Annotated in this window: 29 protein-coding genes and 1 tRNA gene; 11 read left to right on the top strand and 19 right to left on the bottom strand. The window is 71.8% G+C overall.

Annotated features, from left to right (window positions below; translation table 11 throughout):
- The first annotated feature begins 88 nt into the window (after nt 1–88).
- On the top strand, nt 89–1,003 hold the full coding sequence (locus AQJ84_RS17755) for a DUF72 domain-containing protein (protein WP_051870185.1): 915 nt from the start codon (nt 89–91) through the stop codon (nt 1,001–1,003).
- Here the strand turns inward: AQJ84_RS17755 and AQJ84_RS17750 are convergent.
- The 5 genes from AQJ84_RS17750 to AQJ84_RS17730 form a co-directional block, all read right to left on the bottom strand.
- Nucleotides 1,000–2,859: a copper resistance CopC/CopD family protein gene (locus tag AQJ84_RS17750; protein ID WP_053192586.1), complete on the bottom strand. Its 1,860-nt coding sequence runs from the start codon at nt 2,857–2,859 to the stop codon at nt 1,000–1,002. The two genes, AQJ84_RS17755 and AQJ84_RS17750, sit on opposite strands and share 4 nt — an antisense overlap.
- A 227-nt stretch (nt 2,860–3,086) precedes the next feature.
- Nucleotides 3,087–3,848 (bottom strand): SDR family NAD(P)-dependent oxidoreductase, encoded by a 762-nt coding sequence (locus tag AQJ84_RS17745; protein WP_030043866.1) that lies wholly within the window; start codon nt 3,846–3,848, stop codon nt 3,087–3,089.
- Nucleotides 3,845–4,318 (bottom strand): cupin domain-containing protein, encoded by a 474-nt coding sequence (locus AQJ84_RS17740; RefSeq protein WP_030043867.1) that lies wholly within the window; start codon nt 4,316–4,318, stop codon nt 3,845–3,847. Before AQJ84_RS17740 ends, AQJ84_RS17745 begins: the two co-directional genes overlap by 4 nt.
- Nucleotides 4,315–4,926, bottom strand: coding sequence for a GNAT family N-acetyltransferase (locus AQJ84_RS17735; RefSeq protein WP_030043868.1), 612 nt, complete (start codon nt 4,924–4,926; stop codon nt 4,315–4,317). The genes AQJ84_RS17740 and AQJ84_RS17735 overlap by 4 nt, the downstream gene beginning before the upstream one ends.
- Entirely contained in the window at nt 4,919–7,045 is a 2,127-nt protein-coding gene (locus AQJ84_RS17730; protein WP_030043869.1) for a penicillin acylase family protein, read from the bottom strand. Before AQJ84_RS17730 ends, AQJ84_RS17735 begins: the two co-directional genes overlap by 8 nt.
- Nucleotides 7,046–7,123: 78 nt before the next feature.
- Between AQJ84_RS17730 and AQJ84_RS17725 the strand changes: the two genes are divergently transcribed.
- From AQJ84_RS17725 to AQJ84_RS43515, 4 genes are all read left to right on the top strand, one after another.
- Nucleotides 7,124–7,843, top strand: a complete 720-nt coding sequence (locus tag AQJ84_RS17725) for a siderophore-interacting protein (RefSeq protein ID WP_030043870.1) — start codon at nt 7,124–7,126, stop codon at nt 7,841–7,843.
- A gap of 42 nt (nt 7,844–7,885) precedes the next feature.
- Complete coding sequence (locus AQJ84_RS17720) at nt 7,886–8,536, top strand: HhH-GPD-type base excision DNA repair protein (RefSeq protein WP_037804181.1); 651 nt, start codon at nt 7,886–7,888, stop codon at nt 8,534–8,536.
- Nucleotides 8,537–8,638: 102 nt separating this feature from the next.
- The gene (locus tag AQJ84_RS17715) at nt 8,639–8,980 is read left to right on the top strand and encodes a hypothetical protein (RefSeq protein ID WP_051870186.1); all 342 of its coding nucleotides are present in this window, start codon (nt 8,639–8,641) and stop codon (nt 8,978–8,980) included.
- 75 nt (nt 8,981–9,055) lie between these two features.
- Nucleotides 9,056–9,223 (top strand): hypothetical protein, encoded by a 168-nt coding sequence (locus AQJ84_RS43515; RefSeq protein WP_164873177.1) that lies wholly within the window; start codon nt 9,056–9,058, stop codon nt 9,221–9,223.
- Nucleotides 9,224–9,253: 30 nt separating this feature from the next.
- Here the strand turns inward: AQJ84_RS43515 and AQJ84_RS17710 are convergent, their stop codons facing one another.
- A complete protein-coding gene (locus AQJ84_RS17710) occupies nt 9,254–10,933 on the bottom strand; it encodes a helicase HerA-like domain-containing protein (RefSeq protein WP_030043873.1) in 1,680 nt (559 codons plus the stop codon).
- 104 nt (nt 10,934–11,037) lie between these two features.
- On the opposite strand from AQJ84_RS17710, the gene AQJ84_RS17705 reads away from it, so the two are divergent.
- Both AQJ84_RS17705 and AQJ84_RS17700 read left to right on the top strand, forming a co-directional pair.
- Nucleotides 11,038–11,334, top strand: coding sequence for a type II toxin-antitoxin system VapB family antitoxin (locus AQJ84_RS17705; protein WP_030043874.1), 297 nt, complete (start codon nt 11,038–11,040; stop codon nt 11,332–11,334).
- A 133-nt stretch (nt 11,335–11,467) separates the two neighbouring features.
- Nucleotides 11,468–12,094 (top strand): LytR C-terminal domain-containing protein, encoded by a 627-nt coding sequence (locus AQJ84_RS17700; protein ID WP_030043875.1) that lies wholly within the window; start codon nt 11,468–11,470, stop codon nt 12,092–12,094.
- 82 nt (nt 12,095–12,176) lie between these two features.
- Here AQJ84_RS17700 and upp read toward each other — a convergent pair whose 3' ends face one another.
- On the bottom strand, nt 12,177–12,812 hold the full coding sequence (gene upp / locus AQJ84_RS17695) for a uracil phosphoribosyltransferase (protein ID WP_030043876.1): 636 nt from the start codon (nt 12,810–12,812) through the stop codon (nt 12,177–12,179).
- A gap of 162 nt (nt 12,813–12,974) precedes the next feature.
- Here upp and AQJ84_RS17690 point away from each other — a divergent pair, with 162 nt between their 5' ends.
- The 4 genes from AQJ84_RS17690 (at nt 12,975) to AQJ84_RS17675 (ending at nt 14,747) form a co-directional block, all read left to right on the top strand.
- Nucleotides 12,975–13,229, top strand: coding sequence for a hypothetical protein (locus tag AQJ84_RS17690; RefSeq protein WP_030043877.1), 255 nt, complete (start codon nt 12,975–12,977; stop codon nt 13,227–13,229).
- Between the two features lie 334 nt (nt 13,230–13,563).
- Nucleotides 13,564–14,106 carry a tRNA adenosine deaminase-associated protein gene (locus AQJ84_RS17685; protein WP_030043878.1) on the top strand — a complete coding sequence of 181 codons (543 nt, stop codon included), beginning with the start codon at nt 13,564–13,566 and terminating at the stop codon, nt 14,104–14,106.
- A gap of 56 nt (nt 14,107–14,162) precedes the next feature.
- Nucleotides 14,163–14,594, top strand: coding sequence for a tRNA adenosine(34) deaminase TadA (gene tadA, locus AQJ84_RS17680; RefSeq protein ID WP_053192596.1), 432 nt, complete (start codon nt 14,163–14,165; stop codon nt 14,592–14,594).
- A gap of 68 nt (nt 14,595–14,662) precedes the next feature.
- A tRNA-Ser gene (locus AQJ84_RS17675) sits at nt 14,663–14,747 on the top strand.
- A gap of 922 nt (nt 14,748–15,669) precedes the next feature.
- Here AQJ84_RS17675 and AQJ84_RS17665 read toward each other — a convergent pair.
- From AQJ84_RS17665 to AQJ84_RS17610, 12 genes are all read right to left on the bottom strand, one after another.
- Nucleotides 15,670–16,908: a tyrosine-type recombinase/integrase gene (locus AQJ84_RS17665; RefSeq protein ID WP_037804166.1), complete on the bottom strand. Its 1,239-nt coding sequence runs from the start codon at nt 16,906–16,908 to the stop codon at nt 15,670–15,672.
- Nucleotides 16,909–16,990: 82 nt separating this feature from the next.
- Nucleotides 16,991–17,224, bottom strand: a complete 234-nt coding sequence (locus AQJ84_RS17660; RefSeq protein ID WP_030043882.1) for a helix-turn-helix domain-containing protein — start codon at nt 17,222–17,224, stop codon at nt 16,991–16,993.
- A 179-nt stretch (nt 17,225–17,403) separates the two neighbouring features.
- Nucleotides 17,404–18,549, bottom strand: coding sequence for a DUF3631 domain-containing protein (locus tag AQJ84_RS17655; protein WP_030043883.1), 1,146 nt, complete (start codon nt 18,547–18,549; stop codon nt 17,404–17,406).
- Nucleotides 18,546–18,956: a hypothetical protein gene (locus tag AQJ84_RS17650; RefSeq protein ID WP_198536380.1), complete on the bottom strand. Its 411-nt coding sequence runs from the start codon at nt 18,954–18,956 to the stop codon at nt 18,546–18,548. Before AQJ84_RS17650 ends, AQJ84_RS17655 begins: the two co-directional genes overlap by 4 nt.
- Nucleotides 18,953–19,855 carry a bifunctional DNA primase/polymerase gene (locus AQJ84_RS17645; RefSeq protein ID WP_030043884.1) on the bottom strand — a complete coding sequence of 301 codons (903 nt, stop codon included), beginning with the start codon at nt 19,853–19,855 and terminating at the stop codon, nt 18,953–18,955. The genes AQJ84_RS17650 and AQJ84_RS17645 overlap by 4 nt, the downstream gene beginning before the upstream one ends.
- Nucleotides 19,856–19,942: 87 nt before the next feature.
- Nucleotides 19,943–20,407, bottom strand: coding sequence for a hypothetical protein (locus AQJ84_RS17640; RefSeq protein ID WP_030043885.1), 465 nt, complete (start codon nt 20,405–20,407; stop codon nt 19,943–19,945).
- Nucleotides 20,408–20,611: 204 nt separating this feature from the next.
- Complete coding sequence (locus AQJ84_RS17635) at nt 20,612–22,738, bottom strand: cell division protein FtsK (protein ID WP_053192584.1); 2,127 nt, start codon at nt 22,736–22,738, stop codon at nt 20,612–20,614.
- A 105-nt stretch (nt 22,739–22,843) separates the two neighbouring features.
- Entirely contained in the window at nt 22,844–23,161 is a 318-nt protein-coding gene (locus tag AQJ84_RS17630) for a hypothetical protein (protein ID WP_053192582.1), read from the bottom strand.
- Nucleotides 23,161–23,508, bottom strand: coding sequence for an RRQRL motif-containing zinc-binding protein (locus AQJ84_RS17625; RefSeq protein ID WP_030041890.1), 348 nt, complete (start codon nt 23,506–23,508; stop codon nt 23,161–23,163). Before AQJ84_RS17625 ends, AQJ84_RS17630 begins: the two co-directional genes overlap by 1 nt.
- The gene (locus AQJ84_RS17620; protein ID WP_030041889.1) at nt 23,508–24,401 is read right to left on the bottom strand and encodes a DUF2637 domain-containing protein; all 894 of its coding nucleotides are present in this window, start codon (nt 24,399–24,401) and stop codon (nt 23,508–23,510) included. Before AQJ84_RS17620 ends, AQJ84_RS17625 begins: the two co-directional genes overlap by 1 nt.
- The gene (locus AQJ84_RS17615) at nt 24,398–24,667 is read right to left on the bottom strand and encodes an RlpA-like double-psi beta-barrel domain-containing protein (RefSeq protein ID WP_030041888.1); all 270 of its coding nucleotides are present in this window, start codon (nt 24,665–24,667) and stop codon (nt 24,398–24,400) included. The genes AQJ84_RS17620 and AQJ84_RS17615 overlap by 4 nt, the downstream gene beginning before the upstream one ends.
- The gene (locus AQJ84_RS17610; RefSeq protein WP_030041887.1) at nt 24,667–24,936 is read right to left on the bottom strand and encodes a DUF6284 family protein; all 270 of its coding nucleotides are present in this window, start codon (nt 24,934–24,936) and stop codon (nt 24,667–24,669) included. Before AQJ84_RS17610 ends, AQJ84_RS17615 begins: the two co-directional genes overlap by 1 nt.
- Between the last annotated feature and the right edge of the window lie 92 nt (nt 24,937–25,028).

Here is a 25,028-nt window from a genome sequence, read left to right as displayed (position 1 = left end):
GCGGTTGGTCCTTCCCGGGTCAGCGCCTGTCCCTACAGTCTCCTGCACGCGGTGCGCATCCCGCTGATGGCCGGGTAACCGCTCCCCCATGGGTGACATCCTCGTCGGGACGTGTTCGTGGACGGATCGGGCCCTGGTCGGCAGCGGCTGGTATCCGTCGGGGCGGCGGGACGCCGAGGGGCGGCTGCGGTACTACGCCGAGCGGTTTCCCGTGGTGGAGGTCGACTCCGGCTACTACGCGCTGCCGAGTGAGCGGAACAGCCGGATGTGGGTGGAGCGGACGCCGGACGGGTTCCTGTTCGACGTGAAGGCCTTCTCCCTCCTCACCGGCCATCCGACCAGGGCCGCCGCCCTGCCCCACGGGTTACCCGCCGACGCCGGGGACCGGGCCGTGCTCGACGAGGTGTGGGCGCGGTTCACCGCCGGGATCCAGCCGTTGCGGGCGGCCGGGCGGCTGGGGACCGTGCTGTTCCAGTTTCCGCCGTGGTTCCGGCCCGGGGCGCGGTCCGAGGCCTCCCTGGAGGAGTGCGCGGTGCGGACGGCCGGATGGCCCGTCGCCGTGGAGTTCCGGCATCCGGCGTGGTGGCGGGAGGACAGGGCGGAGACGACCCGGGCGCTGCTCACCCGCCTCGGCTTCGCCGCCGTCGGTGTCGACATGATCCGGACGCTGCCCTCCTCCATCCCGCCGGTCACGCCGATGACCTCGCCGCACCTGTCCGTCGTGCGGTTCCACGGACGCAGTGCCGCCTGGGGCACCGGCAGCAAGGAGGACCGCTTCCGGTACCACTACTCCCGTGCCGAACTCGCGGAGTGGGCGCCGCGGTTGCGTGCCCTCGCCGAGCGGGTGGACCAGGTGCACGTCCTCTTCAACAACTGCTGCGCCGACTCCGCCGTAAGCGCCGCCGAGACCATGGACGCCCTGCTCGACCGTCCTGGCCGTCCTGACCGTCCTGGCCGTCATGACCGTCAGGACCGTCAGGACGCCGGCCGGCCCGGCACCTAGCCCGTGATCCGGACCGTCTTCGTCTCGCTCACCTGGTCGATCTCCGAGACCCGGACCGTGGCCTTCATGCGCCAGTCGCCGGCGAGGGGGAGGTTGAGGGCGCCGGTGGCCCAGTAGCCGCCCCGGTCGGTGAGTTCGGCGTCGATGGGGCCGATGTCCTGGGCGGGGAGCGTGAAGGAGAGGCGCAGTTCGGGAACCGTGGAGATGCCGTTGTCGGGGCCGTAGACCACGGCTTCCACGGCGTTGTCGCCGGTGCGGCCCGGGTCGAGGGTGATCTGTACCTTGCCGCGGCCGCCGGGGGTGCCGACGTCGAAGGGGATGGTGGTGACGGACGCGACCGCCAGACCGGACGTGGCGGCCGACTCGGCGGCCTCGGCGGCGGCCCGGCCCGGGAGGGTGCCGGTGAGCACGGTCGTGATCACCAACACCGCCACTCCCACGCCGACTTCGGCCAGGACCGAGCGCCGCAGGGCGGAGCGGTGGGGGTCCTGGGCCGCGACGGGAGGGGCGTCGGGTCCCGCGGGAGGGACGTCGGGTCCCGCGGGAGGGACGTCGGGCTCCGCGGGCGCCGCCGGCGGACGTGGACCACCCACCGGCTCCGCCACCCGCTCCCGTTCCCTTTGCCGTTCCTCCGCTTGCCGTTCCTCCGCTTGCCGTTCCTCCACTTGCCGTTCCTCCGCGACCGTCTCGGTCTCCGCCCTCACCAGCCGTGCCGTCCAGCGCCGGGAGAGGCCCGCCGCCGCCAGCAGCAGTGCCACCGCGAGGAGTTTGACGACCAGGAGACGGCCGTACGTGGTGTCGCTGAACGCGCTCCAGGAGCCGAGGCCCCGCCAGGACTGGTAGACGCCGGTGACGACCAGGACGACCACCGACCAGAAGGCCAGCCGGGAGAAGCGGGCGACCACCGCGGGCGGGAATGCCGACGTCGACCTGTACAGCGAGGTCAGCAGCGCCGTCAGACCGCCCAGCCACACCGCCGTCGCCAGCACGTGCAGGACCGACGACGTCATCGCCACCGGCACCTGGATGCCGGCCGAGGCGTGCTCACCGGCGGCCCAGGTCACCGCGAGGCCGGCGCTCAGGGCGGCGCCCGCGGCGAGCCAGGTCCGTGACGGCCGCTCGCGCCGCGGCAGCCGTACGAGGAGGACGGCCGCCGGCACGAGCAGCGCCAGCCGGGCCAGCAGGACCAGGCCCGGGCGGGTGGTCAGGGTGCGGGTGAGGGCCGAGGGGTCGAGGGCCGCCGCGGGGCCCGCGCCGGACTCGTAGGGTGCGCGCAGCACCAGCAGGGCGAGCGTGGCGCCGAGCAGGGTCAACCAGCCCGCCCGCAGGAGCCTGCGCAGGGGGGCGGCGTCCGGGGGGCGGCAGACCGTCAGGAAGACCGCCGAGCCGATCAGCAACGCCACGGCCAGGTACGCCAGATAGCGGGCGATGTTGTAGAGGCTCTCCGTCGCCGGGTCCTCGACCGGGCCCGTGTCCGTGGTCGCCGCGGTGATCGTGGCCTTGCCCACCGAGAAGGTGAACGCGCCCGAGACCGGGTGGCTGTCGGCCGACACCACCCGCCAGGCCACCACGTACGTGCCCTCGGCGAGCTTCGCGGGCAGCGTGACCCGGGCCGTGTCGGAACCCTCCGGCGCGTGCCGGGCCGGACTCACGCGCAGGCGGTGGTTGTCGGGGTCCAGGACGCGGAAGGAGTCCTCGAGCAGGCCTACGGACTCGGTGAAGGTGAGGGTGAGGTGGCGGGGGGCCGACTTGAGGACGGTTCCGTCGGCGGGGTCGGTGTCGCGGAGGGCTGCGTGGGCCGACGCGGGGCCCGCGCTGCCGAGGAGGAGCAGGACCAGCACGGTGCCCAGCAGCACCAGCCGGCGAAGTCCCCTGCGTCGTCGGTCTTCTGCTCCGGGACCGGACCCGCGAGCCGACCCGGGTCCTGGCCGGCGGACTGGCCGGCGGGCTGGCCTGAGACCTGCCCCGGGACCTGACCTGCGCTCACCGTCACGCTCCACGTCGAATCTCCGTCTGTGGACTTGCCGCCTTCCGGAAAGGTACGGATACGGGGGCGCCGGCGCTCACCGCGGGTCCCTCGCGTTCACCACGTCGGCCGGGCGCTCACCCCTCCGTCCACCACCAGGTCCTGCCCGGTGATCCAGGACGCGAGCGGCGACGCCAGGAACACGCAGGCGTCTCCGACGTCCTGAGGGCGACCCAGCCGGCCGAGGGGTGCCGCCCGCTCCCATCGCCGCACGCCCTCCGGCCAGGCCCGGGCCAGCCCTTCGCGGTCGATCAGCCCGGGCGAGACCGTGTTGATTCGGATGCCGTGCGGGCCGTACTCGAGGGCCGCCGCCCGCGCGTGTGCCACCACGGCCGCCTTGGAGGCCGCGTAGTGGGCGTGGTCGACGGCCGGGTGGCCCGCCTCGATCGACGCGATGTGCGTCACGCTGCCCTCGCCCTGTTGCCGCATGACCTCGGCGGCCGCCTGGGTGCACGCGAAGACGCTCGACAGGTTGGTGTCCACCACCGCCCGCCATTCCCCCGCGGTCATCCCGGGCAGGGCCTGGGTGGGCTGTACGCCCGCGTTGTTGACCAGCGCCGACAGCCTGCCCGCACCCCACTCGGCAGCCTCCTGGACCAGCCGCCGGCACGCGTCCTCGTCGGCGAGATCCGCGCGCAGGACGACGGCCCGCCCGCCCAGGCCCAGGATGCGGGAGGCCACTTCGCTCGCCGCCTCGAACGCCGTACGACAGTGCAGGGCCACCGCCGCGCCCTCCTCGGCGAACCGCAGGGCGATGCCCCGTCCGATGCCGCCGCCCGCGCCGGTGACCAGCGCCACGTGTCCTTCGAGGAGTCTCATGGACGGCACAGTCGCGCGATCCGGTCGGCCCGTGCCGGGTAACGCGCCGTGAGCTGTGCCAGGTCGCCGTGCTCGTAGTCCTCGAAGGTGAATCCGGGGGCCATCGTGCAGCCGAAGAAGGTCCAGTCCCCGCCCGCCGCCACCCGCCCGCCCATCCAGGTGCCACCGGGGACGGTGAGCTGGGGGTGCTGGCCGCCGAGCACGTCCGGGCCCAGGACGGAGACGGACGACGTGCCGTCCGGGGCCAGGAGCAGGAGTTCCAGCGGCGAACCCAGGTAGAAGTGCCAGATCTCGTCGGTGGGCAGTCGGTGCAGGGCCGAGAAGTCGTCCGCGGTCAGCAGGGCGACTATCGCCGAGCCCTGAGGGCGGCCGTCAGGCAGCTCCGGTCCCGCCCAGGTCCGTCGGAACAGCCCGCCCTCGCGGGGGAGGGGCTCCAGGCCGTAGTGGGCGACGAGGTCGTCCGGTGTCATGCCGGGAAGGCTACCTCCCGGTCCAGGAAGGCGAGTTGGGCGCGCTTCTCCGGCAGGTACACGTCCGGGAGGTCGATCTCCGGCAGGACGACGACCGGGCCCGCCTCGAAGCCCTGCTTCAGGAAACGCGCCACCGCCTTCTCGTTGCGCACGTCGGGGTCGACCACGACCCGGCTGCGGCCCAGGCCCAGCAGCACGTACGAGGCGACGGCGCCCAGCAGCGCCGAGGACCAGCCGGTGCTGGCGCCGCCCGGCCCGGCCGGGGCCAGCAGCAGGTGGACGCCGATGTCGCCGGGCCGTACCTCGTAGCACTCGCTGACGCGGTCGGCCTCCGGCTCGTAGGTCTGCAGCAGCGCGACCGGTTCGCCGTCCTTCACCACCAGGTAGGCGTGGTGGGTGTCGAGGGTGTCCATGTGGGCGTAGATCTCGGCGACCTGATCCCTGCTCAGACCGTTCATGCCCCAGAAGGACGCCCTTTCCTCGCTCACCCACGCGTGGACCACGTCGGCGTCGGCCTGTGCGTCGAGGGGCAGGAGGCGGACGGTGCCGAAGCCGTCGACGCTCTGCTCGTGGACGGGCTCGCGGGTGGGGGCGTACGCGTCAGACATCGGTCTCCTTGTTCATCAGTGCCCAGTCGGTGACGACCGGTACGAGATCTCCCTCGAGCCACAAGGGAAGCTGGTCACGGTGGTGGGGCGAGCCGGGGACGCCACCGGCGCCGAGCGGGACCACCCAGAGGCTGTCCTCGCGGCGGGCCAGGTCCCACACGTAACGGGCGGCCGGGCCACGCGCGCTGACGTCGGTCCAGCCGGGCACGGCGGAGGTGCACAGCACGCAGTCGTGGTCGCCGGACAGACCCGGCCCCTGCTCGGACGGGTCGGGGAGCGCCCGCCAGGCGAACAGCCGGTGCGTGTCGCCCCAGGTGGCGGACGGGTTCCCGGCGGCCGCCACCTCCTCCACGGCCGCCCGGACGGCTTGTGCGCGGTCAATGCCATACAACTCCTCGGCCCGCAGCAGGTGTTCCAGGGCGAAGCCGACCCGTGGGACGAGGTGGAGCCACGGCAGGAAGACCTCGGGGTACGCGGGCGGCGTGGTCAGCGCGGCGAACGCCGGGTGCGCCGCGAGCTGCCGTACGACCGCGCCGCGCACCGCCGCGAACAGGGCCGCCTCCGCGCTGTCGGCGTTCATGTGGCGGTCCCAGCGCAGCAGGGCGTCCCTGATCCGGGCGGCCTCGGGGGTCAGGTCGTCCAGCGCCGCGAGGTGGTCGAGCAGCGGTGTGGCGGAGGCGAGCCGGGTGTCCATGTGGATGACCGGCATGTCGGCGGGCGACCAGCGGTCCTTCCCGGCGAGCAGCGCGGTGATGCGGTCGGCGCGGTGCGGCGGGGCGAACTCGACGCCGAGCGGGGTGGCGGGGCCGCGCTGGTTGGCCATCACGGCGATGCCGTCGGTGAGGCCGGCGCGGGGCGTCTCGTGCCAGCCCCGCCACTCGTGTCCGGGCCTCCACGCGGGCACCAGCCGGGTGCGGTTGGCCTCGGAGCGCAGCGGCACCCGGCCCGCGACCCGGTGCAGCAGGCCGCCCTCGGTGTCGGCGGCCTGCACCACGTTCACCGGCTCGGCCCACAGGTCGAGGGCGTGGTCCACGTCGGCGACCGAACGGGCCCGCAGCAGGGGGAGCAGGGCGCTGAAGCCCAGGTCCTCGGTGACGCGGGGCGGGTAGCGCAGGCTGACGGCGAGGGGGACGCCCGGCTCACCGGGCACCGCCGGACCGGTGGCGTCGTCGAGAACGCCGGCGTCGAGGCCCTCCGGGATCCCCTCGGGACCGCCGATGATCACCGGCCCCCGTGCCGTCTCGACGACCTCGACCTCGACCGGCTCCTCTCCCGCCACCTCCACGGTCTCCGTGTGCCGGGCGGCCCGGTGCCAGACGCCGTCCGGGCCGAGGGCCTCGACGCCGGCGCCGGTGCGGCGCAGCCGTTCGCGGTAGAGGTCCTGGTAGTCGGCCATGGCGTTGGTGATGGCCCAGGCGACCGAGCCGGTGTGGGCGAAGTGGGCGATGCCCGGGATGCCGGGGACGGCGAGGCCGACGACGTCGAACTCGGGGCAGGAGAGGTGGATCTGCTGGTAGACCCCGGGATCCTCGATGAACCGGTGCGGATCGCCCGCGATGACCGCCGCGCCGGTGGTGGTGCGCTCGCCGCTCACCAGCCAGCCGTTGCTGCCGGAGGTGCCGGGGCCGTCGGTGGCGAACAGTCCGACGGCCTCCGCGCCCAGATGCCGTACGGCCTGCTCGCGCCAGAGCTTGGCGGGGAAGCCGGCGAAGAGGATGTGCGTGGCGAGCCAGACGCCCAGCGGCGTCCAGGGCTGCCAGCGGCCGGGGGCGAGGCCGACGCGGGCGAACTCGGGGGCGTCGGCGGAGGCGAGCTGCTCGTTGACACCGTCGACGTACGCCCGCACCCAGTCCGCCGTCTCCGGGTCCCGTCCCTCCAGGGCGGTGAAGCAGCGTCTGGCCGTGTCGTCGAGGCGGGCGCGTCTGGCGAAGCGGTCCCAGGCCACGGCGTCGGCGCCGAGGAAGGCGGCCGAGGTGCCCTGCGCCCGTTGCCGCTCGACCTCCAGCTGCCAGGCGCGGTCGCGGGCGGTCACCCGGCCCTGGGCGCGGGCGAGTTCCCGCGCGCTGCCGGCGCGGAGGTGGGGGATCCCCCAGGCGTCGCGGTAGACCTCGCTGCTCACCCTGTGCTCCCTCTGTGCTTTAGGTTAGGCTCACCTAAGTAATTCGTGCTGGAATCGTACGCGAAGGGTGAAGACGCGATGGGGCAGGGGCACGGCTGGGAGGGCGCGGTCCTCAGACTGCTGCGTGCGAAGGACTTCGTGTTCACGGTGACCGGCGGGGAGGACGTCACCGAGGACTACCGGCGGGTCCACCTCACCGACGGCGGCATGCTGGCGGCGACCGGCGTCCACCCGACGATGTGGGTCAGGCTCTGGTTCGACAACGCGGGCAGACCACACCAGCGCGCCTACACCCTGGTCGACCCGGACCCCGCGGCCGGCACCTTCACCCTGGAGTTCGCCCTGCACGAGGGCCGCGCCAGCGACTGGGCGCGCACGGCGAAGCCCGGCGACACCATCGAGGCGACGGTGCACGGCACCGACTTCCAGCAGCCCACACCCGACCCCTCACACGTCTTCGCGATCGGCGACCCGGCCTCGCTGCCCGCGCTCAACTCCCTGCTCGACGCGCTGGCCCCGGCCCCGGCGACCGTCTGGTTCGAGTCCACCGACGACGGCCTCCCCTTCCGCACCGACCCCGCCCGGCACGACGTACGCCCCGTGCCCCGGCGGGACTCCGGCGCCCACCTGGTCGCCGAGGTCAAGGCGGCCCTGCCGGACCTGCTCGAGGCCTGCCCCGAGCCGTACGTCTGGATCGCCTGCGACACGGCGACCACCCGGACCCTGGCGGCGTACGTCCGCAAGGAGCTCGGCCTGCCCAGGCAGCGGATCCACGCGCTCGGGTACTGGCGGCCCTGACCTGAGGAGCGGCCCGACGCGCCAGGCGGCATGATCGGGGGCATGGACGTCACTCTTCACCTCGCCCAGGACCCGGAGGCCGACGCACTCCTCGGCCGCTCCCCGCTCGCCGCGCTGGTCGGGATGCTGCTGGACCAGCAGGTCCCGATGGAGTGGGCGTTCAAGGGCCCGTCGACCATCGCCGCCCGCATGGGCACGGACGACCTGGACGCCCACGAGATCGCCGCCCAGGACCCGGAGGCCTTCGGAGCCCTCCTGTCGGAGAAGCCGGCCGTGCACCGCTACCCGGGGTCCATGGCCAAGCGCGTCCAGCAGCTGTGCCAGTACCTCGTCGAGCACTACGACGGGAACGCCGAGCTCGTCTGGAAGGGCGTGGCCGACGGGCGCGAGCTGCTGCGGCGCCTCGAGGAGCTGCCCGGCTTCGGCAAGCAGAAGGCCCAGATCTTCCTCGCCCTGCTCGGCAAGCAGCTGGGCGTGCGGCCCGACGGCTGGCGCGAGGCTGCGGGCGCCTACGGCGAGCCGGAGTCCTTCCGCTCGGTCGCCGACATCACCGGCCCCGAGTCGCTGACCAAGGTCCGGGCACACAAGCAGGAGATGAAGGCGGCGGCCAAGGCGTCGAAGGCCGCGCAGACCACGAAGTCCGCGAAGACCGCGAAGTCAGCGAAGACCGCGAAGTCGGCCGGGAAGCAGTAGCCGTCATCCGGGTGGTCCGGCCCGCCCGGGATGTACGCCGAGTGGGCGGTTTTCGCCGCCGGTGGGATGAAAGACGTGCGTCGCGCGGGGAGATGACCTCCCGTGAGCACCACCGCGACGCATGCCCTCGGCCTCGCCCGTCGGCATGCCTGGCTGCGGGTTCTCGTCCTGCTGCTGGCCCTGTCCGTGCCCGGCGCGCACGCGGGCGGCCAGGGGTCTCCCACCTCCGTGGTGGCGGCCGAGAGCGGCTCGGCGGTCTTCGAGTACGACGCCCTGGACACCGTGCTGCGACCGGTGACCCGGGGCACCCGCCGTCCCGCCCTCCCGCTGCGGCCCGTGCCCTTCCCGGCCCCGGCACCCGCCCCGGCCGCCCGGCCCCTTCCCGTGCCGCCGCGCACCCCTCCCGTGCCGCGCGCCCTGCGCTCGGTGGTCCTGCGCTGCTGACCGAACCGGCCCTCGCCCTCCGGTCCGTCAGCACGACGCAAGGAACCACGAACGCAAGGAACAGGGAACACCGACATGACGATCGACCCGTACGCGGTGATGCGCGCCCTCCTGCGCGCCGAGGCCGCACGCAACGCACCGAAAACGCAGATGCCCCAGGTGCCGCAGGTGCCTCAGGTGCCTCAGGTGCCTCAGGGCAAGGAAGCGAAGCCGCAGCAGCCCACCAGGGAACAGGGCCGCTGACCCTCCGGCGGAGGTGGAGTCCTTCGAGGCCTACCGCCTCCGCCGAGCCGTCCCGAAGACCGAACGGGTGATCTCCCGCCCGATCTGGGTGCCGATCGAGCGGGCCAGGGACTTGAACATGCCGCTGCCGACGACCTGCTCGACGACCGAACGGTCCTCCCCGGCGGCCTCGTCCTTGGACTCGTCCGTGGCCTCGGACTCGGACCTGGCCCTGGACTTGGCCTTGGACTGGGGCGCGGCCTCGGACCTGCCCTCCGGCTTCTTCGGCTCGGCCCGCATCTCGTCCGGCCCCTTGGCGCCGGTGGAGGGCCGCGCCGCCGCCAGCCTCTCGTAGGCCGACTCGCGGTCCACAGCCTGTGCATAGCGCGCGTACAGCGGCGACGCCGTGACGGCCCGGTCCAGGGCCGCCGCCTCGACCGGGCCCATGAGCGACTCGGGCGCGCGCAGCCGGGTCGCGGCGACCGGGGTCGGGGCGCCCCGCTCGCTCAGCACCGTCACCACGGCCTCCCCCGTGCCCAGCCCGGTGAGGAGCTCCTCCAGGTCGTACGAGGAGTCGGGGAAGGTCTTCACCGTCGCCTTCAGCGCCTTCTGGTCGTCCGGGGTGAAGGCGCGCAGCGCGTGCTGGACGCGGTTGCCGAGCTGGGCGAGGACCTCGGCGGGTACGTCCTTCGGTGTCTGGGTCACGAAGAAGACACCGACCCCTTTCGAGCGAATGAGCCGGACGGTCTGCGTGATCGAGTCCAGGAACGCCTTCGAGGCGTCGTGGAACAGCAGGTGCGCCTCGTCGAAGAAGAAGACCAGCTTCGGCCGGTCGGCGTCGCCGACCTCCGGGAGATCGTGGAACAGGTCGGCCAGCAGCCACATCAGGAAGGTCGAGAACAGCTGCGGCTTGTCCTGGACCGCGGGCAGTTCGAGGACCGACACCGTCCCGCGGCCGTCCTCGGCCGTCCGCAGGAACTCGGCCGTGTCGAACTCCGGCTCCCCGAAGAAGTCGGCCATGCCCTGCGCCTCGAAGGCCGCCAGGGACCGGAGGATCACCCCGGCCGTGGCGGTGGACAGCCCGCCGATGTTCTTCAGCTCGGGCCTGCCCTCGTCGGAGGTCAGGAAGGCGACCACGGCCCGCAGGTCCTTGAGGTCGACCAGGTCCAGGCCCTTCTGGTCGGCGTAGTGGAAGATCAGGCCGAGCGACTGCTCCTGGGTCCGGTTGAGCTGGAGCACCTTGGCCAGCAGCACCGGGCCGAAGCTGGTGACGGTGGCCCGCACGGGGATGCCGTGACCGAGGCCGCCCAGGGCGTAGAACTCGGCGGGGAAGCCGGTCGCCGTCCACCGCTGGTGCACCTCCAGGGCGCGGGAGCGGACCTTGTCGTTCGGCCGGCCAGGCGCCGAGATTCCACAGACGTCGCCCTTGATGTCGGCGAGGAACACAGGCACACCCTGCGCCGACAGCTGCTCGGCGATCAGCTGGAGCGTCTTGGTCTTGCCGGTGCCGGTGGCGCCCGCGACGAGGCCGTGCCGGTTGAGCATCGGCAGCGGGATTCGGATCTGGGCGTCCGGCAGACACGCCCCGTCCCAGAGCAGGGCGCCCAGATCGAGCGCGGGGCCGGTGAACGCGTACCCGGAAGCGATCTTCAGGGCCTCCTCGGGCAGCGCGGGCGCACTCCCCGGCGCCTCGGGAGCGGCGGCCGACGGCATGGTCTCGCTGTCACTCATCTCAGGCACCTGTTCCCGATTGCCCCGGTTTGTGGCGTCTTTTCCAGCCTCGCACTCCGTCGTCATGGCTGCGCCCGGAAGGTCTTGACCGGTAGGCTTTCCGTGTGATCTTCAAGCGCATCGGAAACGGCCGGCCGTACCCCGACCACGGCCGGGAAAGCACCCGGCAGTGGGCGGATGTCGCGCCGCGCCCGGTCCGCCTCGATCAGCTCGTGACGACCAAGGGCCAGCTCGACCTGGAAACCCTGCTCGCCGAGGACTCCACGTTCTACGGCGACCTCTTCGCGCACGTCGTGAAGTGGCAGGGCGACCTGTACCTGGAGGACGGACTGCACCGCGCGGTCCGCGCCGCGCTCCAGCAGCGCCAGGTGCTGCACGCGCGCGTCCTCGAGCTGGAGTAGGACCCCTTTCGGCCCTGCCCCGGTCCGGGTTGGACCTTTTGGGTTCTCCTGTACCGCGTCCAATGATCATCTAGTAGGCATCGTCGCCCGGGCGCACTACGCTGCGCTCATGAGCATGCTGACTCCCCCGGGCATGGGCGGCCAGTACCGGATCAAGGGAGACAAGTACCCCCGCATGCGCCGCCCCCGGCGGCGCGGCAGGCTCGCGGTCGGGCTGGTGGCCTCGGTCGCCGTCCTGGGCCTGATCGGCTGGGGCACCCTGCAGCTCATCGACGTCTTCACGGGCGGCGGCAAGAAGGCCACGGCCGCCGGTCCCAAGGCGGACTGCGCCACCCGGGCGACCCCGTCGCCGTCCGCGTCCGCCCCTGCCGGTACCCCGGTGAAACCCGCCCGGATCACGGTCAACGTGTTCAACGCGACGGCCCGCAGCGGCCTCGCCAAGAAGACCGCGGACGAGCTGAAGAAGCGCGGCTTCAAGATCGGTGACGTGGGCAACGCGACCAAGGAGTACGACAAGAAGGTCAAGGGCACCGGGATGCTCCTGGGCCCGACGTCCTCCCTGGACACCTCGCTGCCCGTGCTGGCCACCCAGCTCGCCGGCGCCGAGCGCCGCACCGACGCCGCCCGCGAGGGCGACGCCGTCGACCTGATCATCGGCACCGGCTTCAAGAACCTCACCGCCAAGGCGACCGCCGACCGGGCGCTGGCCGCACTGGCCTCGCCTCAGCCGGCGTCCACCTCGTCGAAGAAGAGCTGCTGAGCTCCCGTACGAGGACCCGCACGGGAAACGAACACAAGGAGTCGTACGAGGAGAGCGTCCTCGTACGACGGCTTCCTCGCGCCTACTCGGCCGCCCCGTACATCCGGTCCCCCGCGTCGCCCAGGCCCGGCACGATGTAGCCGTGCTCGTTCAGGCGCTCGTCGACCGAGGCGGTGACGACCGTGACCGGGGTGCCCGCGAGGTCGCGCTCCATGACCTCGACGCCCTCGGGAGCGGCGAGCAGGACCACGGCGGTGACGTCGTCGGCGCCGCGCTTGATCAGCTCCTGGATCGCCGCGACCAGGGTGCCGCCGGTGGCGAGCATCGGGTCGAGGACGTACACCTGACGGCCGGAGAGGTCCTCCGGCATGCGGGTCGCGTACGTGGACGCCTGGAGCGTCTCCTCGTCGCGCACCATGCCCATGAAGCCCACCTCGGCGGTCGGCAGCAGCCGGACCATGCCGTCGAGCATGCCGAGGCCGGCGCGCAGGATCGGCACCACCAGCGGGCGGGGGTGGGAGAGCTTGACGCCCGTGGTCGAGGCGACCGGCGTCCTGATGTCGACCTGCTCGGTGCGCACGTCACGCGTGGCCTCGTAGGCGAGCAGGGTGACCAGCTCGTCGGCGAGACGGCGGAAGGTCGCGGAGTCGGTGCGCTGGTCGCGCAGCGTGGTGAGCTTGTGGGCGACCAGAGGGTGGTCGACGACGTGGAGACGCATGTCCACAACAGTAACCGGGCCCGGTGGGCCCGGCGTCCCCGCGGCAGAGCAAGCCCGAGGCCACCCGAGCAGGCAAGGCCCCGGCCGGCGCACCACCCGATCACTGGCGTCAAACCGCCCGTCGGAGGGAAGGTGGGAGGGACGGACTGGGGTGGTGAACCTATGCCTGACCGGGAAACCCGCAAGGATCCGTCGCCGCGCGCACAGCCGGGGACGCCGTACACAGCGCGCCGGGCAGGGCCCAACACGCCGGGCGCGTCGGACCCGCCGGAGACGGACGCCGAGCGCCGGCGGCGCCGGGCGCAGTTCCTGCGCGACCTGGCCGAGGCCCGGGAACTGCGCGACCGCGTCCAGCCCCGTCGCGCCAAGACGGCCCGCCTGCGGCACGCGATGCGCATGCGCACGTTCCGCTGGTGAGAACCCGGTAAGGGCGGGACACGCCGACGGGGCCGCCGAGTTGGAAGATCGCGGAGCCGTCACGCGTTGTTCGGGTGGCTGTGCGTGGGCACCCGGGAAAGCCGCGTACGATCCGCAGTTGGCGGCAACGAGTGCGCTGGTGAGACCTCGACGGGCCCTCGGCTGCCATGAGATCGGCGGCAGCCGGACACACAGGGAGCCGAAGACGTCCCCTGAGCGACTTGTTTCTGCCACGATTCCGAGTGGGTGGGGCTCGGAGCACAGCTCTCCCCGCCCGCAACCTCCGCCGGGGGGACCCCCAACCGGCACGCCTAGGACCAGTGGGAGAGTCACGGTGTACTTCGCCGCACTGCTCGCGCGCACCGAAGACGGGTGGGAAGCGAGCGACACGGAGCTCGACGATGTGGAGACCCTGTCGGATCTGGCCGACCTGGCCCGGGAAGCCTCCCCCGACGAGGACACGGTTCTCGTGCTGATCGAGCAGGAGGACGCCTGGTTCGGCGTCGTCCGCATCGACGGCGAGGAGGACCCTCGCATCTACGTCTCGGACGCCGCCGCAGCCGCCCGTAGTTCGTACGGCGAGATCCTGCTCACCGACGAACTGCTCGGCAGAGATCCCGACGACGACGAGACCGACCTCGACGCCCTCGACCTCGACGGCACCGAGGACGGTGAGGACGACAACGACGACGGCGACGAGGAGGAAGCCGAGGGCGGCGGCTCCGGCGAGCTGGTGCCGCACGGCCCGGTCGGCGACATCCTGATCCTGGACGACCTCGGCGTCAGCGAGAAGGAACTGAAAGCCCTGTCGCGGGACGCGGTCACCGAGATCGCCGAGGCCCTGGGCGCCTCGGAGGTCCTGGAGGCCGTCCGCTGACGTCCCCGACCGCAGGAACGACACCGGACCCGGTGCGCGACCCCTGGCGGGCCGCGATGCGGCTCGCCCTGGAAGAGGCCGGGCGGGCCGGCCGGGGCGGTGACGTCCCCGTCGGTGCCGTCGTGCTGTCCGGCGACGGCAGGACCGTCCTGGCGACCGGGCACAACGAACGCGAGGCCACCGGTGATCCGACCGCGCACGCGGAGGTGCTGGCGATCCGCCGGGCGGCCGCCGAACTCGGTGCGTGGCGGCTGAGCGGCTGCACGCTGGTCGTGACGCTGGAGCCCTGCACGATGTGCGCGGGCGCGATCGTGCAGTCCCGGGTGGACCGGGTGGTCTACGGCGCCCGTGACGAGAAGGCGGGCGCGGCCGGCTCCCTGTGGGACGTCGTCCGCGACCGGCGGCTCAACCACCGGCCCGAGGTGATCGAGGGCGTGCTCGCCGAGGAGTGCGCCGGGCTCCTCACGGACTTCTTCCGCGGCCGCTGATCCCCCTCGTTCCGGCGCCCGCCAAACGGATTTCAAACCACGCCCCACCGTGCTGTAAGGTCTCCCTCGGTAGCGTGTCCGAGCGGCCGAAGGAGCTCGCCTCGAAAGCGAGTGTGGCGCAAGTCACCGAGGGTTCAAATCCCTCCGCTACCGCAGGTAGGAGAGGCGCCCGGTTCATCGAACCGGGCGCCTCTTCGGCTCCCGTCTCAGTTCCCGTCTCAGTTCACGCTGACGACCCGCGCCGCCAGCACCTCGCAGCACGTGCAGCGACGCCCGAGGCGCGCGAACCCCGATCACCGCCATCCATCGCCTGCTCGGGCCGCAGCGTCACCCCGCCACACCCCGCGAAAAGGTCGATAATCCGGAAGGCTGCGCCGAGCGTTCCGCATGTAAGGGTCCTACATTCGGTGGACCTATAACATCGCCAGGGTTACGCCGATTGGGCTGCCAATAGCCTTTGACCTGCGAAGAGTTGGAACTTCGGCGACGATAACCGACGTATGTGCCCGAAGGATTGCGGGTTCAGACAGCGCCCCCTGTATCGTCCTGCTTACTCCTTCCGGGGGGAACAGACCGCACCTTCCAGCTGGGGGCGCGGATGCGTCTCCGGCGGGGCGGGGCGCTTCCCCGCGTCTCTGGCTTTCGGGTCAGAAGGGAGCCGGTCTTGAGGCTGTTCCAGTGGCTGAAGGATCGGTGGCAAGAACGCGTACGGCTGCACGTCTCCTCTGAGCGTGTGAGCGCTGGCTGCGAGGTCTTCCTCGTGATCGCGTGGCTCTACGAGCACCGTCCGTGGTCTTGAAGCAGGTGAGCCCCAACTGAGTAATCAGCCGGGGCTCACAACACCACCAGGGCCTCGTCCTCGCTGTCCGCAGGCCGCAATCCTGCGGGAGGGCGAGGTCTGGTCGTCTTCGTAGACGGTATCAGTTTGGCGGTATCACTTTGCCAAACCAGCTTGTGAAAACGATTTGCGGTAGCCGCGCAAAGCTGTCGGCGAAGCTTTACCTCGATCAATTCGCCGAAGCATTTAGCCGCCAAACATTGCGCGACGGCCCGCTACAGCTCTAGACATTGCTGGTCACGGGGCCGGGCTGGTCCCGTCGGGCTTCCAGATGAGCCCGTCGACCTGCCGGGCGACGTCGCTGCGAACAGAGTCGACCATGTGCTGGTACCGCGCGGCCATGGCCGTGGTCGACCAGCCCATGAGCCCCATGACGGCCCGCTCAGAGACTCCGAGGATCAGTAGAACGGTGGCTGCCGTGTGGCGGGCATCGTGAAGTCGGGCGTCTCGCACCTTGGCGTCCGTGAGCAGCTCCTTCCAGTCGTCGTAGTCCGTCCGGGGCGGGGTGCCCCGGCCGTCGGGAGTGGCAAAGAGCCACCCCTCGTCCTTCCAGTCCTCCCCCGCGGCTTCCCGCTCGGCGTCCTGCTTGGTCTGGTGTTTCCGCAGCAGGTCTACAAGCTGGGTGGGCAGGCCGACCGACCGTCGCCCAGCGCGGGACTTCGTGTCGGCAGTCTCCGGATTGGTCCGCTCGCGCTGCGGGCAGTACCCAGCCTTCCGGCCGCACGTGTCCTCGCAACCGTGCGCATAGCGCGGTCGGCGGCGGCTGCGCCGGACCATGAGCACTTCGCGCTCCCAGTCGACATCGGCCCATTTGAGTCCGAGCGCCTCCCCCTGACGCAGTCCGAGGGCCAGCGCCACAGCCCAGCGGGCGGAGTTGCGTCGCTCACCGGCCGTCCGCAGCAGGCGCTGCACCTCGGTGATGGTGAAGGGCTCGATTTCCTCTTCGCTGAGACGGGGTGCCTTGGCGAGTTGAACCGGGTTGCGGGTGAGGTGGCCCCGCCGGACCGCTTCGTTCAGCGCGGTGCGGAAGGTCCGGTGGATCTGGTGAATCGTGCCGGCCCTCCGGCCCTCGTCGTGCATCGTCCGGTAGAAGCGCTCGATGTGCTCCGGCCCGAGCTTGTCGAGGCGATGAGCACCGAGGGCGGGGATCAGGTGCTTCCGTACGGCGACGCCGTAGCCGACCATCGTGTTCTCGTTGACGGCCAATGGTGCGATGGTCTCGACCCAGTGGGTCAACCAGGCTTCTACCGTCCAGGCCTTGCCAGCCTTCCGGACCGCGCCGCCGTCGCGCTGCTTCTCCAGTTCGCGAACGGCGGCGGTCACTTCGGCGCGGGTCTTGCGTTCGACGTGGCGACGGTCCGGCTTGCCGTCATCACGGGTGCCCACGGTTACGCGGCCGTGCCACTTGCCATCACTGCCCTGGTAGATGGAGCTGCGGCCGTTGGGCTGCCGGGTGCGCTTCTTGTCTTCCGCCACTGGCGGACTCCCTTGAGGTCGAGGTGAGCAAGAACGACCGGAGCGCCGTCCCATGGTGAGCGGCGCTCCGGTGAGGAATCGATCAGGCCGCCTGCTGCTCAGCGCGACGGCGGGCGAGGTAGGCGGCCGGGGCGTCGGCGGGGACGCGCCTCAGGCCGCCGACCATCAGGGATTCCAGCTCCCCGGTGCGAATGAGGGAGAAGCAGGTGGTCCGACCGATCCGGAGGCAGCGGGCGGCTTCTTCGACGGTCAGGAGAACGGGGGCCGTGCCGTTGACCGCAGCGAGTGGCGCGGTGTCCACGATGGAGATGCTCACGTGGGTCTCCTCTGGGATGGTCCTTCGGGGGGTACCTCTGAGGGCCGCTACTTCCGCTACCGCCGCTACCTCGCAGGTCAGGGGCCTGTTGGAGGTAGCGGGAAGGGGTAGCGGTAGCGGATAGGTAGCGGCGGGGTAGCGGCAGATTCCGGTGCTTGCCGCTACCCCATCGCTGCTGGTCAGGCAGGGTTTTCCATGCCGGGTAGCGGAGGTAGCGGACTTTCCGGGGGTGGGGGGCAGTAGCGGGCCCACGCGTCCCAGAGATCGGTGGCGTAGTAGCCCTTGAGGACGCTGCCGGCGGCCTTGATGTTGCGGGAAGCGATGGGCTCGTTGTCGGCCGTCATGTACTCGGCGAGCATCTTGGACAGGCGCCGGTTGTCGAGCGGCTTGCCGTGGAGGTCGGCCCACGGGGCGTCGTCGAGGGCGTTGAGCCGGTCGAGGATGGCGACGGTGGGCAGGCGGTCGATGCCGACCATGACGTGGTCGCGCAGGTCGGTCAGCAGCCGGACGCCGATGCTGCCCTTGTCGTTGGCGCGGGAGGCTTTGACCAGGGTCAGGCAGGCTTCCCGGGCCCGCTCGGGCCAGTGGCCGCCGGCCGCGTCGGCGACGGCCAGGAGCGGTTCCCACACGTCGGCGGGCCGGTCGGCGACCCCGTCCGGCATGTCGGGCCACGCTCCCATGACGAACTCGCGTGCCTGCTCCGCCCATTCGGCGAGCCGGTCACGGAGCTTGTGCCCCTCGGCTTCGTGGATGCGGGCCCGGAAGGGCTCCACCGTCTCGTTCCTGGCTCGGCGGCGCATGCGGATGATGACGGAGCGGGTCAGGATCGTGTCGGGCAGCGAGCCGAGACCGGCGACGGCCACCGCGCAGTACGAGGGGAACGCCTGAACGGTCTGGTTGCCTCCGTCGCCGATGCACCGGTAGGTGACCCCGGTGCGGCGGTGACCGGCGTTGAGGAACCCGCGCAGTTCCTCGTTGTCCCCCGCCTTCGGGCCGAAGACGGTGTCGATCTCGTCGAACAGGATCGTGGGCTTGCCGTTGGCCCCGGAGACGGACCGGAACAGGGCGGCGGCGGACGCGTTGACGGCCGTCATGGGCTGCGGCACGAGGGTTTCCACGATCTCCAGTGCCCGTGTCTTGCCCGACCCCGGTTCCGGGGACAGGAAGGCGATGCGGGGGGTGGAGTCGAAGCAGTCGAGCAGGTGGGCGTGCGCGTCCCACAGGGCGACCGCGACGAACGCGGCGTCGGTGGGGAAGACGTTGAAGCGGCGGTGGAAGGCTTCCACCTCGTCCAGCAGCGCGGCGCCGTCGATGGTGGTGGTCATGCGGCGGTCCTCCCTTCGGCGGGTGCGGCGGGCGTTCCGGTGCAGGCGGATTTGTGGGCGTCGTAGTCGGCGACCAGCGAGGCCACGTCCTCGGGGCCGGTGGCGGTGCCGGTTTCTCCGCAGGGGCAGGCGTAGGCGGCGGTGGGGGTGCTGCCGTATCGCTTGGACCAGCGGGCACCGTCGTAGTGGTGGCGGTAGACCGGCGGGGCGGAGATGCGGATACCGGGCCGGTCCGGTGTCGGGTCGGTGACCGTGTGCCGGTTCGAGCGAAGGGCTGTCACGACGCCCTTGCGGGCGGCACCTTTCGGGGCGCCTACGGCCTTCGTGTCCACAGCCTGTGGAGCGGCAGCCGGGTCGGACGGGGTGGTGGTGACGCTCTTCAGGGAGGGGCGGAGAGGGGTGCTCATGCCGTCCTCCGCCGCTGGTTGTGGGCGATGGACCAGTTGAGGGCGCTGCGGAGGGTGGAGCGGCACTCGGCGACGGTGAGGCCGGCCGCCTCTCCCGCCTCCTGAAGAGCCTGCTCGACCATGTGCCGGGAGAGGTCGCCCCACGCGACGAACCGCCCCAGGGCGCGTGCGGCCCGGAACAACGCGGCCTCGCGCCCGCCGTGTACGGCGCCCGCCACGGTCTGAGCCTCACGGGCGAGTGCTACGTCCGCATATCGGCGAGATTGCCCCATCGTGGCCACTGACGGCGCCTCAGAGACTTTGGGGGCCGGACGGAGGATGCTCAGCAGCCATCCGGGCACAGCGACAGCCTCAGGGCCGCACAGAGCTTCGTAGGGTCCCGTCGAGGTGGTGCTGCCGGCGGCGACGACGTAGCCGCCCCATGCGCGGGTATCGACTGAAGCGGCCACCGTGCGGGCGGTGTTGGCCAGCCGGACACCGGGCGGTGCGGTGAAGTACAGGTGCTCACCGCCGCTCGCGGTCCGGGTGCGGTAGGTGGCGGGGACGGCGTGCCCGGCACGCTCGCAGAGCGCTGCGAAGGTCGTCGCGCCGTCAGGCGTGTCCGAACTGCTGTGGTCCTTGGGCACGTCCAGGTCGACGACCAGCAGCCCGGAAGGGCCGGTGGCGATACCGACGTTGAACGGCGCCCGTGCCCACGTCGCGCGGATACGGTCCGGGTCGGTCGTGGCCCGCTGCTCCCACTTCCGGTGCCCACTGGCGCAGGGCCCGGTGCCGGGGCAGCGCTGCTCTCCGTGGAGGGCGGGGCGCTTCGTGCCGGGACGGAGCGGGAAGACGTGCCAGCCACGTTCGGCGGCGTCCAGCGCCGCATGCAGCAGCGCGGAATGAGCGTCATGGGTCATGCTGGATGTCTCCAGTTCGATAAGCGCGTGCTGGATGACAAGGGCGGCCCCGTTTCTTTGGCGAGAGGGGGGCCGCCCTTGGCGTAGCTAGCCGTGGAAGTGGTTGCGTTTGATCACGGCCTTGCGGATGTTGACCGTCGTTTCGCCCGTGTGTCCGTCGGCCCGGAAGACCTGGACAGCGATCCATCCGCCGAAGATGACGGCGGCGAGGGTGATGAGCTGGGTGATGAACGCGGTGAGCGCGGCGATGAACGAGGTGAGCAGGAGGAGCCCGCCGCACACCGCGAGGAACCCGACGCCTCCGAGGGCGACGTTCACGGCCGTGCGGGAGACGGCCGGTTTGGCGGCCACCGGTTCTGGGCGGGCGTGGTCGATGGCGTAGCCGGTGACGATCCGGCCGTCCGGCAGGACGACGCTCGCGACCGCCGGCACCGTGCCCGGCTGGACGGGTACGACCGGCGCCGGGTACGCGACGGCGGGCGGGAGCGGGGTGGGCTGGTGGACTTCCACGGCCCGCTGAACGGGCGCGTGGTTCGTGTGGTCGGGGTACATGCGGAATCCTTTCCGGGGTTTGGTCGGGGAGGCAACGGCACCCCCTTGGGGGTGGCGTGTGGAGGGGGTTTCAGGGGTGCTGACCTGCGGGCCTCCCCGCCTCCCCGAATCGGTGTTTTCGCTGATCAACGTGGGGGAGGCGGCCCGGGGAGGCGGTTGGGGAGTTCTCCCCGCCTCCCCGTGGCGGAAGGGTGCGCCTCCCCGCTACTGGGAGGCGGAAGCGGAACCGTCGGCGTCGCGGTTGTCGAGGGCGCGGCCGACGTCGTCGCGGCGGATCATCATGCGGCCGTGCGACTTGTACGCCTCGACTCCGTCGCCCTCCAGGAGGCGGGTGAGGTCGCCGAACGACCAGCCGTCGTAGGCGTCCGGGGCCAGGACGGCGAGCCGCTTGATGACGTCCTGGGTGAGGACGCGCTTGTCGTCCCCGCACACGGTGAGGATGTCGGCGAGCGGGTCGCGCTTCTTGCCCCGCTCGATGCTGTGCAGGGTGGTGACGCCGGCGCGGAGGGTCTTGGCGCGGTCGGTGATGGCCTTGGCGTCGTCGTCGCCGATGAAGTGGGTGCGCACGGTGATGGACGACTGTCCCTTGGGGATCTCGATGCCGTCGGAGGCGACCACGAGGGTCCCCTTGTCGAGGCCCTGGCGCAGCAGGTGCGGGGCGGCGCCGCCGTTGACGGCCTTCTCTCCGAGGGCCATGACGGCTTGTGCCTCGGTGCCCAGCGCGAGCGATGCACGGGTGTGCGCGCCCTCGCGAACCAGCTTGGGAAGGTTCTGGTCGGTGGGGTCCTGCGTCCCCTCGTACATGAGCACGTCGACCACACGGCCCTGGTTGTGGACCTTGCGCACGCCCATGAAGTAGCGGGACGTGGCCTTGGAGCCGCCGTAGGGCCGCTTCTCGTCGTCCACGGCCGGGCACATGAACGCCACCTGTGCTTCGTCGACGATGCCGATCAGCGGGTCGAACACCACGGTGGGGTCGGCCTGGCGCGCGGCGATGCGGCGGTTCATCTCCTCGACCAGGCCCTCGACCATCTCGGTCGCCTCGATCACGTGCTCATCGGTCGGCCCCTGGATCAGCACGGTGGCGAGCCCGTCGAACATGGCCCAGTCACCGGCGCCCTTGAGGTCGGCGATGCGGAACTCCACCCGCCTGTCCAGCGACGCCCACAGAGCCAGCGACCGCAGGGCGGCGGTCTTGCCCTGGTTGGACAAGCCGGTGATGAGGAGGTGTCGCTGATACAGGCTCAGTGCGGCTGCGTCGCCGCGCAGGTCCTGACCCCACGGGGCGCGGCCCTTGGCGTAGTCGGCGGTGATGGTCTCGTCGGTGACCAGCGGGGACGGCCCGATCGGCTCGTCCAGAGCTCCGGAGTCGGCGACCCACAGCCGCACCGTCCGCGCGGCCTGCGGGATGGTTACGAACACTTCGTGCTCATGCCGGGTGAGGTTCTCGGCGAGCTTGCGCCGCTTGTTCTGCACTTCGTTCGTGGCCACCCCGGACGGGAGGGTGACGTCGACCTCGACGCCGCATCCGGCGATCCGGATCGGTCCCAGCATGCTCGCGCCGGCGTCGCCCATTTCCTTGATGGCGTTGCGCAGCGCCGGGACTCCGAGGTCGCGCAGGGCCTTGACCACGATGGACGGCGTGATCGGCTCACCCTCACCCGAGCGGACGTTGGCGGGCAGCGCCCACGCGGGTGCGGCTTGCTGCTTGCTGCCGACCGCCCACAAGGCCAGCAGGGCGAGGAACGGGCCGATCGTGATGAGCGGGCCCCATACGACTTGCACGATGCGGATGAGCAGGGCGATGAAGTCGATGGTGGCCGCGAGCGGGGTGATGACGTCGCCGACGTGGCCGTTGTTGATGGCCATGACGACTCCGAGGGCGACCAGGACACCGATGCTCATGCCGGCGCCGACGGCCACGCCCTTGGCGGCCTCCACGGGCGAGTGCAGGAGGTCCATGCGGCGGTGGTGGCGGGCGGCGCGGAAACGCTGCAACCGCTCCTCCCACTCTTCGGCCGCTTCCAGGTTCCCCGCGGCTTCCGCCGCGCGGATCATCCGCTCGTAGCGGGACCCGGTACGGCCGTCCCAGGTGCGACGGGCCACGATCCGCCCGCCGTTGAGGGTGTAGAGGCTGTGACGGGCCACCGCGCGGACAGTGGTCTTGGTCGTCTCGTGAGTGACGGCGCTCTTGACCGCACGCCCGGAGCGCACCCATAGCGGTACGGGCGGCGCCGGCGGGGCGTCTGGCACGACGGTGAGCACCGTCGGTGCCGTCCCGTCGGTCGGGGGGTCGGTGGGCTTGTGGAGGTGAACGACGTTCTCAGACATGCTGGAACTGCTCCTGACTGCCCTTCGCGGGGCGGGAGTGAGGAAGTGCCGGGGTGGTCGGTTCCGTGGAAAGAGCGGCCACCCCGGCGTAAGGGGGCGGGCTGGTCAGAACCAGCCGGACGACTTCTTCTTGGCCTTAGCGCGGGCCGCCTCGGTGATCAGGCGCTGCCGCTCGCCGTGCAGGGCGGTCAGTTCCGCGTTCAGCCGCATCTCGGCGGCGGAGCCGGTGGTGTCCATCTGCTGCTCGGCACGGTCCGCGCTGCGGCCCCGGGCGACGCGGTAGCCACCGCCGGCCAGGGCGCGGGCCATCGCCGCACGCTCGCGGCCGGTCAGCGGCCACCACTCGCCCCGGCGGACCGCTTCCAGCTTCTTCGTGGTCGCCCGGATCTCGCGGTCAAGGCGGCGGATGTCGGAGTTGCCCATCAGGTGTTCCCTTCGGACCCGTCCGGGTCGGGGTAGGCGCAGGGCACGCAGGTGCCGAGCGAGGTGGGGATGACGTATCCGGCATCGCGTCCGCACGCGGGGCAGATTCGGCGGGCCCGGTTCGCTGCGGCGAGCGCTGCCCACCGGGCCGGGGTCATCGGCCGGACCGGCAGGGCGAGGTCGATGCGGTAGAGGTAGGCGACCAGCGGCGGACGGCGCCGCCGGGGGCGTTCGAGCTGCGCGGCGACGCACTGCCCGCCGGGACGCAGTCCGTGCGCACGGAGTTGGCGGCGGGTGGCGTAGCCGTCCGGGGCGAGGCGCCACCGGTAGACCGGCAAGGCACTCATCAGACGGCCGAGGCGGCGGCCCGCTCGGCGAGCAGGGCGTCACGCAGCATGCGGGCGTTGACCGGAGAGGTGTGGATCTCGCGGCGGATGCCCTCGGCGGTCACCTTCTCGTCGGGCAGGCCGGCGGTCGCCGTGCGTGCCTCGGTGAGCAACTGTTCCGGGGTGCGCTTGGGTCGGGTCGACTTCGCGGCGGCCGGAACGCGGCCGGTCGCGCGTCGCGGTCGGGTCGACTCCGCCGCCACCGCCCGCCGCTCGATCGGGGCGATCGGTGCGGGGTCGATCTGCGGGAGGGGCTTGAGGGCGAGTGCCGGTTTGCGGTGGTCGACCGGCGATCGGTCGGGGACCCGCACTACCGGCGCGGTGATCTGCGGCGGAGTCGATTCCTCGAGGTCAGCCGTAGACCGTTTCCTCTCGGTCTCGGTGGATTCCTCCATATTCGCGGCCGTGGCCGGGATCGGGGCGGGGCGGTGGTGCAGCACCTTGGCGACGAGGTCGGAACCGAAGTAGATCGACCCGACCGGCAGGGAGGTGGCCAGCAGGACCAGGGCCCAGTTCGCGGGGTCCCAGTCGGCCAGTCGTCCCCAGTCGACCGTGCGGCCGTGCAGCTCCGGGACTAGCCCGTGCACGTAGTTGAGGACCAGGGAGGCGATCGTGTAGGCGCCCAGTACCCGCAGCGCGAAGCGGCGGGCGTCGCCGGTGAGTACGAGTGTGGCGATCAGGGCGAGCGCCATCAGGCCGTCGACCACGAACGGGTACAGCATGGCGGCGGTGTCGTCGGCGCCAACCGCGCCGGCGATGTCCCGCAGCGCGTTCCAGGACACCCGGAACGCCATGCCGACCACGGCGACCAGGGCGAGCACCAGGGCGGCGCGGCCCTTGCGGTGAAGACTCATGACCGGCCCTCCAGCCACGGGAAGGGGTGGGTGTGGTGCGCGGCGCGGAAGATGCGCAGGGCCACCCCGGCGGGGGCGTCCGGCTTGGCGATCGGGCGAGCGCCGGTGATCGAGGCCAGCATGCGGGCGGCGTGGTGCTCGCATCCGTCCGCGCCGGCGTTCTCCTTGTCGACGATGGTCACGACGACCGGGCCGCCGCAGGGCGTCGGGTCCTCGGGGTGCGCGGCCGGGCAGCGGTCGAGTGGCGTGAGGTCGAAGCGGGCCATCACGCGGCACCCCCCGGCAGGCTCGCGCCGGCCGTCTGGTTGGCCAGCTCGCGGCGGGCGGCGAGCACCCGTCGGCGGGCCCGGCGGATGCGCCGGTTGTCGACCTCGTTCGGCGTGCGGTCGAGGGCGATGATCTGCGCGTCGACCAGGTCGACACCCGCGAGGATCACGGGCATCTCCTGCTCGATCGCGTCCAACTCCGCGTTGGTCGGCTCCATGAAGTCGGCGAACGCGGTAACAGCTTCCTGAACAGTGACGATGTGCCTCATTGGGTCGTGTGTCCTCTCACAGGGAACGGCCCGAACAGCGCCCCCGGAGCTGCAACTCCGGGGGCGCGCGCCGTTGGGGGTGGAAGCCGCAC

It is taken from the genome of Streptomyces resistomycificus, assembly GCF_001514265.1.
Classification (GTDB): domain Bacteria; phylum Actinomycetota; class Actinomycetes; order Streptomycetales; family Streptomycetaceae; genus Streptomyces; species Streptomyces resistomycificus.
The sequence above is the reverse complement of the archived record's forward strand: the minus strand, read 5'-3'. Positions and strand labels throughout refer to the sequence as shown.

Excerpts from the sequence above, each read along its gene's own strand:
- AQJ84_RS17640 (WP_030043885.1), bottom strand. The coding sequence starts at position 20,407 with ATGTACCCCGACCACACGAACCACGCGCCCGTTCAGCGGGCCGTGGAA.
- AQJ84_RS17655 (WP_030043883.1), bottom strand. The coding sequence starts at position 18,549 with ATGACCACCACCATCGACGGCGCCGCGCTGCTGGACGAGGTGGAAGCC.
- upp (WP_030043876.1), bottom strand. The coding sequence starts at position 12,812 with ATGCGTCTCCACGTCGTCGACCACCCTCTGGTCGCCCACAAGCTCACC.
- AQJ84_RS17625 (WP_030041890.1), bottom strand. The coding sequence starts at position 23,508 with ATGAGTGCCTTGCCGGTCTACCGGTGGCGCCTCGCCCCGGACGGCTAC.
- AQJ84_RS17650 (WP_198536380.1), bottom strand. The coding sequence starts at position 18,956 with ATGAGCACCCCTCTCCGCCCCTCCCTGAAGAGCGTCACCACCACCCCG.
- AQJ84_RS17690 (WP_030043877.1), top strand. The coding sequence starts at position 12,975 with ATGCCTGACCGGGAAACCCGCAAGGATCCGTCGCCGCGCGCACAGCCG.
- AQJ84_RS17720 (WP_037804181.1), top strand. The coding sequence starts at position 7,886 with ATGGACGTCACTCTTCACCTCGCCCAGGACCCGGAGGCCGACGCACTC.
- AQJ84_RS17740 (WP_030043867.1), bottom strand. The coding sequence starts at position 4,318 with ATGACACCGGACGACCTCGTCGCCCACTACGGCCTGGAGCCCCTCCCC.
- AQJ84_RS17610 (WP_030041887.1), bottom strand. The coding sequence starts at position 24,936 with ATGAGGCACATCGTCACTGTTCAGGAAGCTGTTACCGCGTTCGCCGAC.
- AQJ84_RS17630 (WP_053192582.1), bottom strand. The coding sequence starts at position 23,161 with ATGGGCAACTCCGACATCCGCCGCCTTGACCGCGAGATCCGGGCGACC.
- AQJ84_RS17635 (WP_053192584.1), bottom strand. The coding sequence starts at position 22,738 with ATGTCTGAGAACGTCGTTCACCTCCACAAGCCCACCGACCCCCCGACC.
- AQJ84_RS17710 (WP_030043873.1), bottom strand. The coding sequence starts at position 10,933 with ATGAGTGACAGCGAGACCATGCCGTCGGCCGCCGCTCCCGAGGCGCCG.
- AQJ84_RS43515 (WP_164873177.1), top strand. The coding sequence starts at position 9,056 with ATGACGATCGACCCGTACGCGGTGATGCGCGCCCTCCTGCGCGCCGAG.
- AQJ84_RS17645 (WP_030043884.1), bottom strand. The coding sequence starts at position 19,855 with ATGACCCATGACGCTCATTCCGCGCTGCTGCATGCGGCGCTGGACGCC.
- AQJ84_RS17745 (WP_030043866.1), bottom strand. The coding sequence starts at position 3,848 with ATGAGACTCCTCGAAGGACACGTGGCGCTGGTCACCGGCGCGGGCGGC.
- AQJ84_RS17735 (WP_030043868.1), bottom strand. The coding sequence starts at position 4,926 with ATGTCTGACGCGTACGCCCCCACCCGCGAGCCCGTCCACGAGCAGAGC.
- AQJ84_RS17615 (WP_030041888.1), bottom strand. The coding sequence starts at position 24,667 with ATGGCCCGCTTCGACCTCACGCCACTCGACCGCTGCCCGGCCGCGCAC.
- AQJ84_RS17755 (WP_051870185.1), top strand. The coding sequence starts at position 89 with ATGGGTGACATCCTCGTCGGGACGTGTTCGTGGACGGATCGGGCCCTG.
- AQJ84_RS17620 (WP_030041889.1), bottom strand. The coding sequence starts at position 24,401 with ATGAGTCTTCACCGCAAGGGCCGCGCCGCCCTGGTGCTCGCCCTGGTC.
- tadA (WP_053192596.1), top strand. The coding sequence starts at position 14,163 with ATGCGGCTCGCCCTGGAAGAGGCCGGGCGGGCCGGCCGGGGCGGTGAC.
- AQJ84_RS17700 (WP_030043875.1), top strand. The coding sequence starts at position 11,468 with ATGGGCGGCCAGTACCGGATCAAGGGAGACAAGTACCCCCGCATGCGC.
- AQJ84_RS17725 (WP_030043870.1), top strand. The coding sequence starts at position 7,124 with ATGGGGCAGGGGCACGGCTGGGAGGGCGCGGTCCTCAGACTGCTGCGT.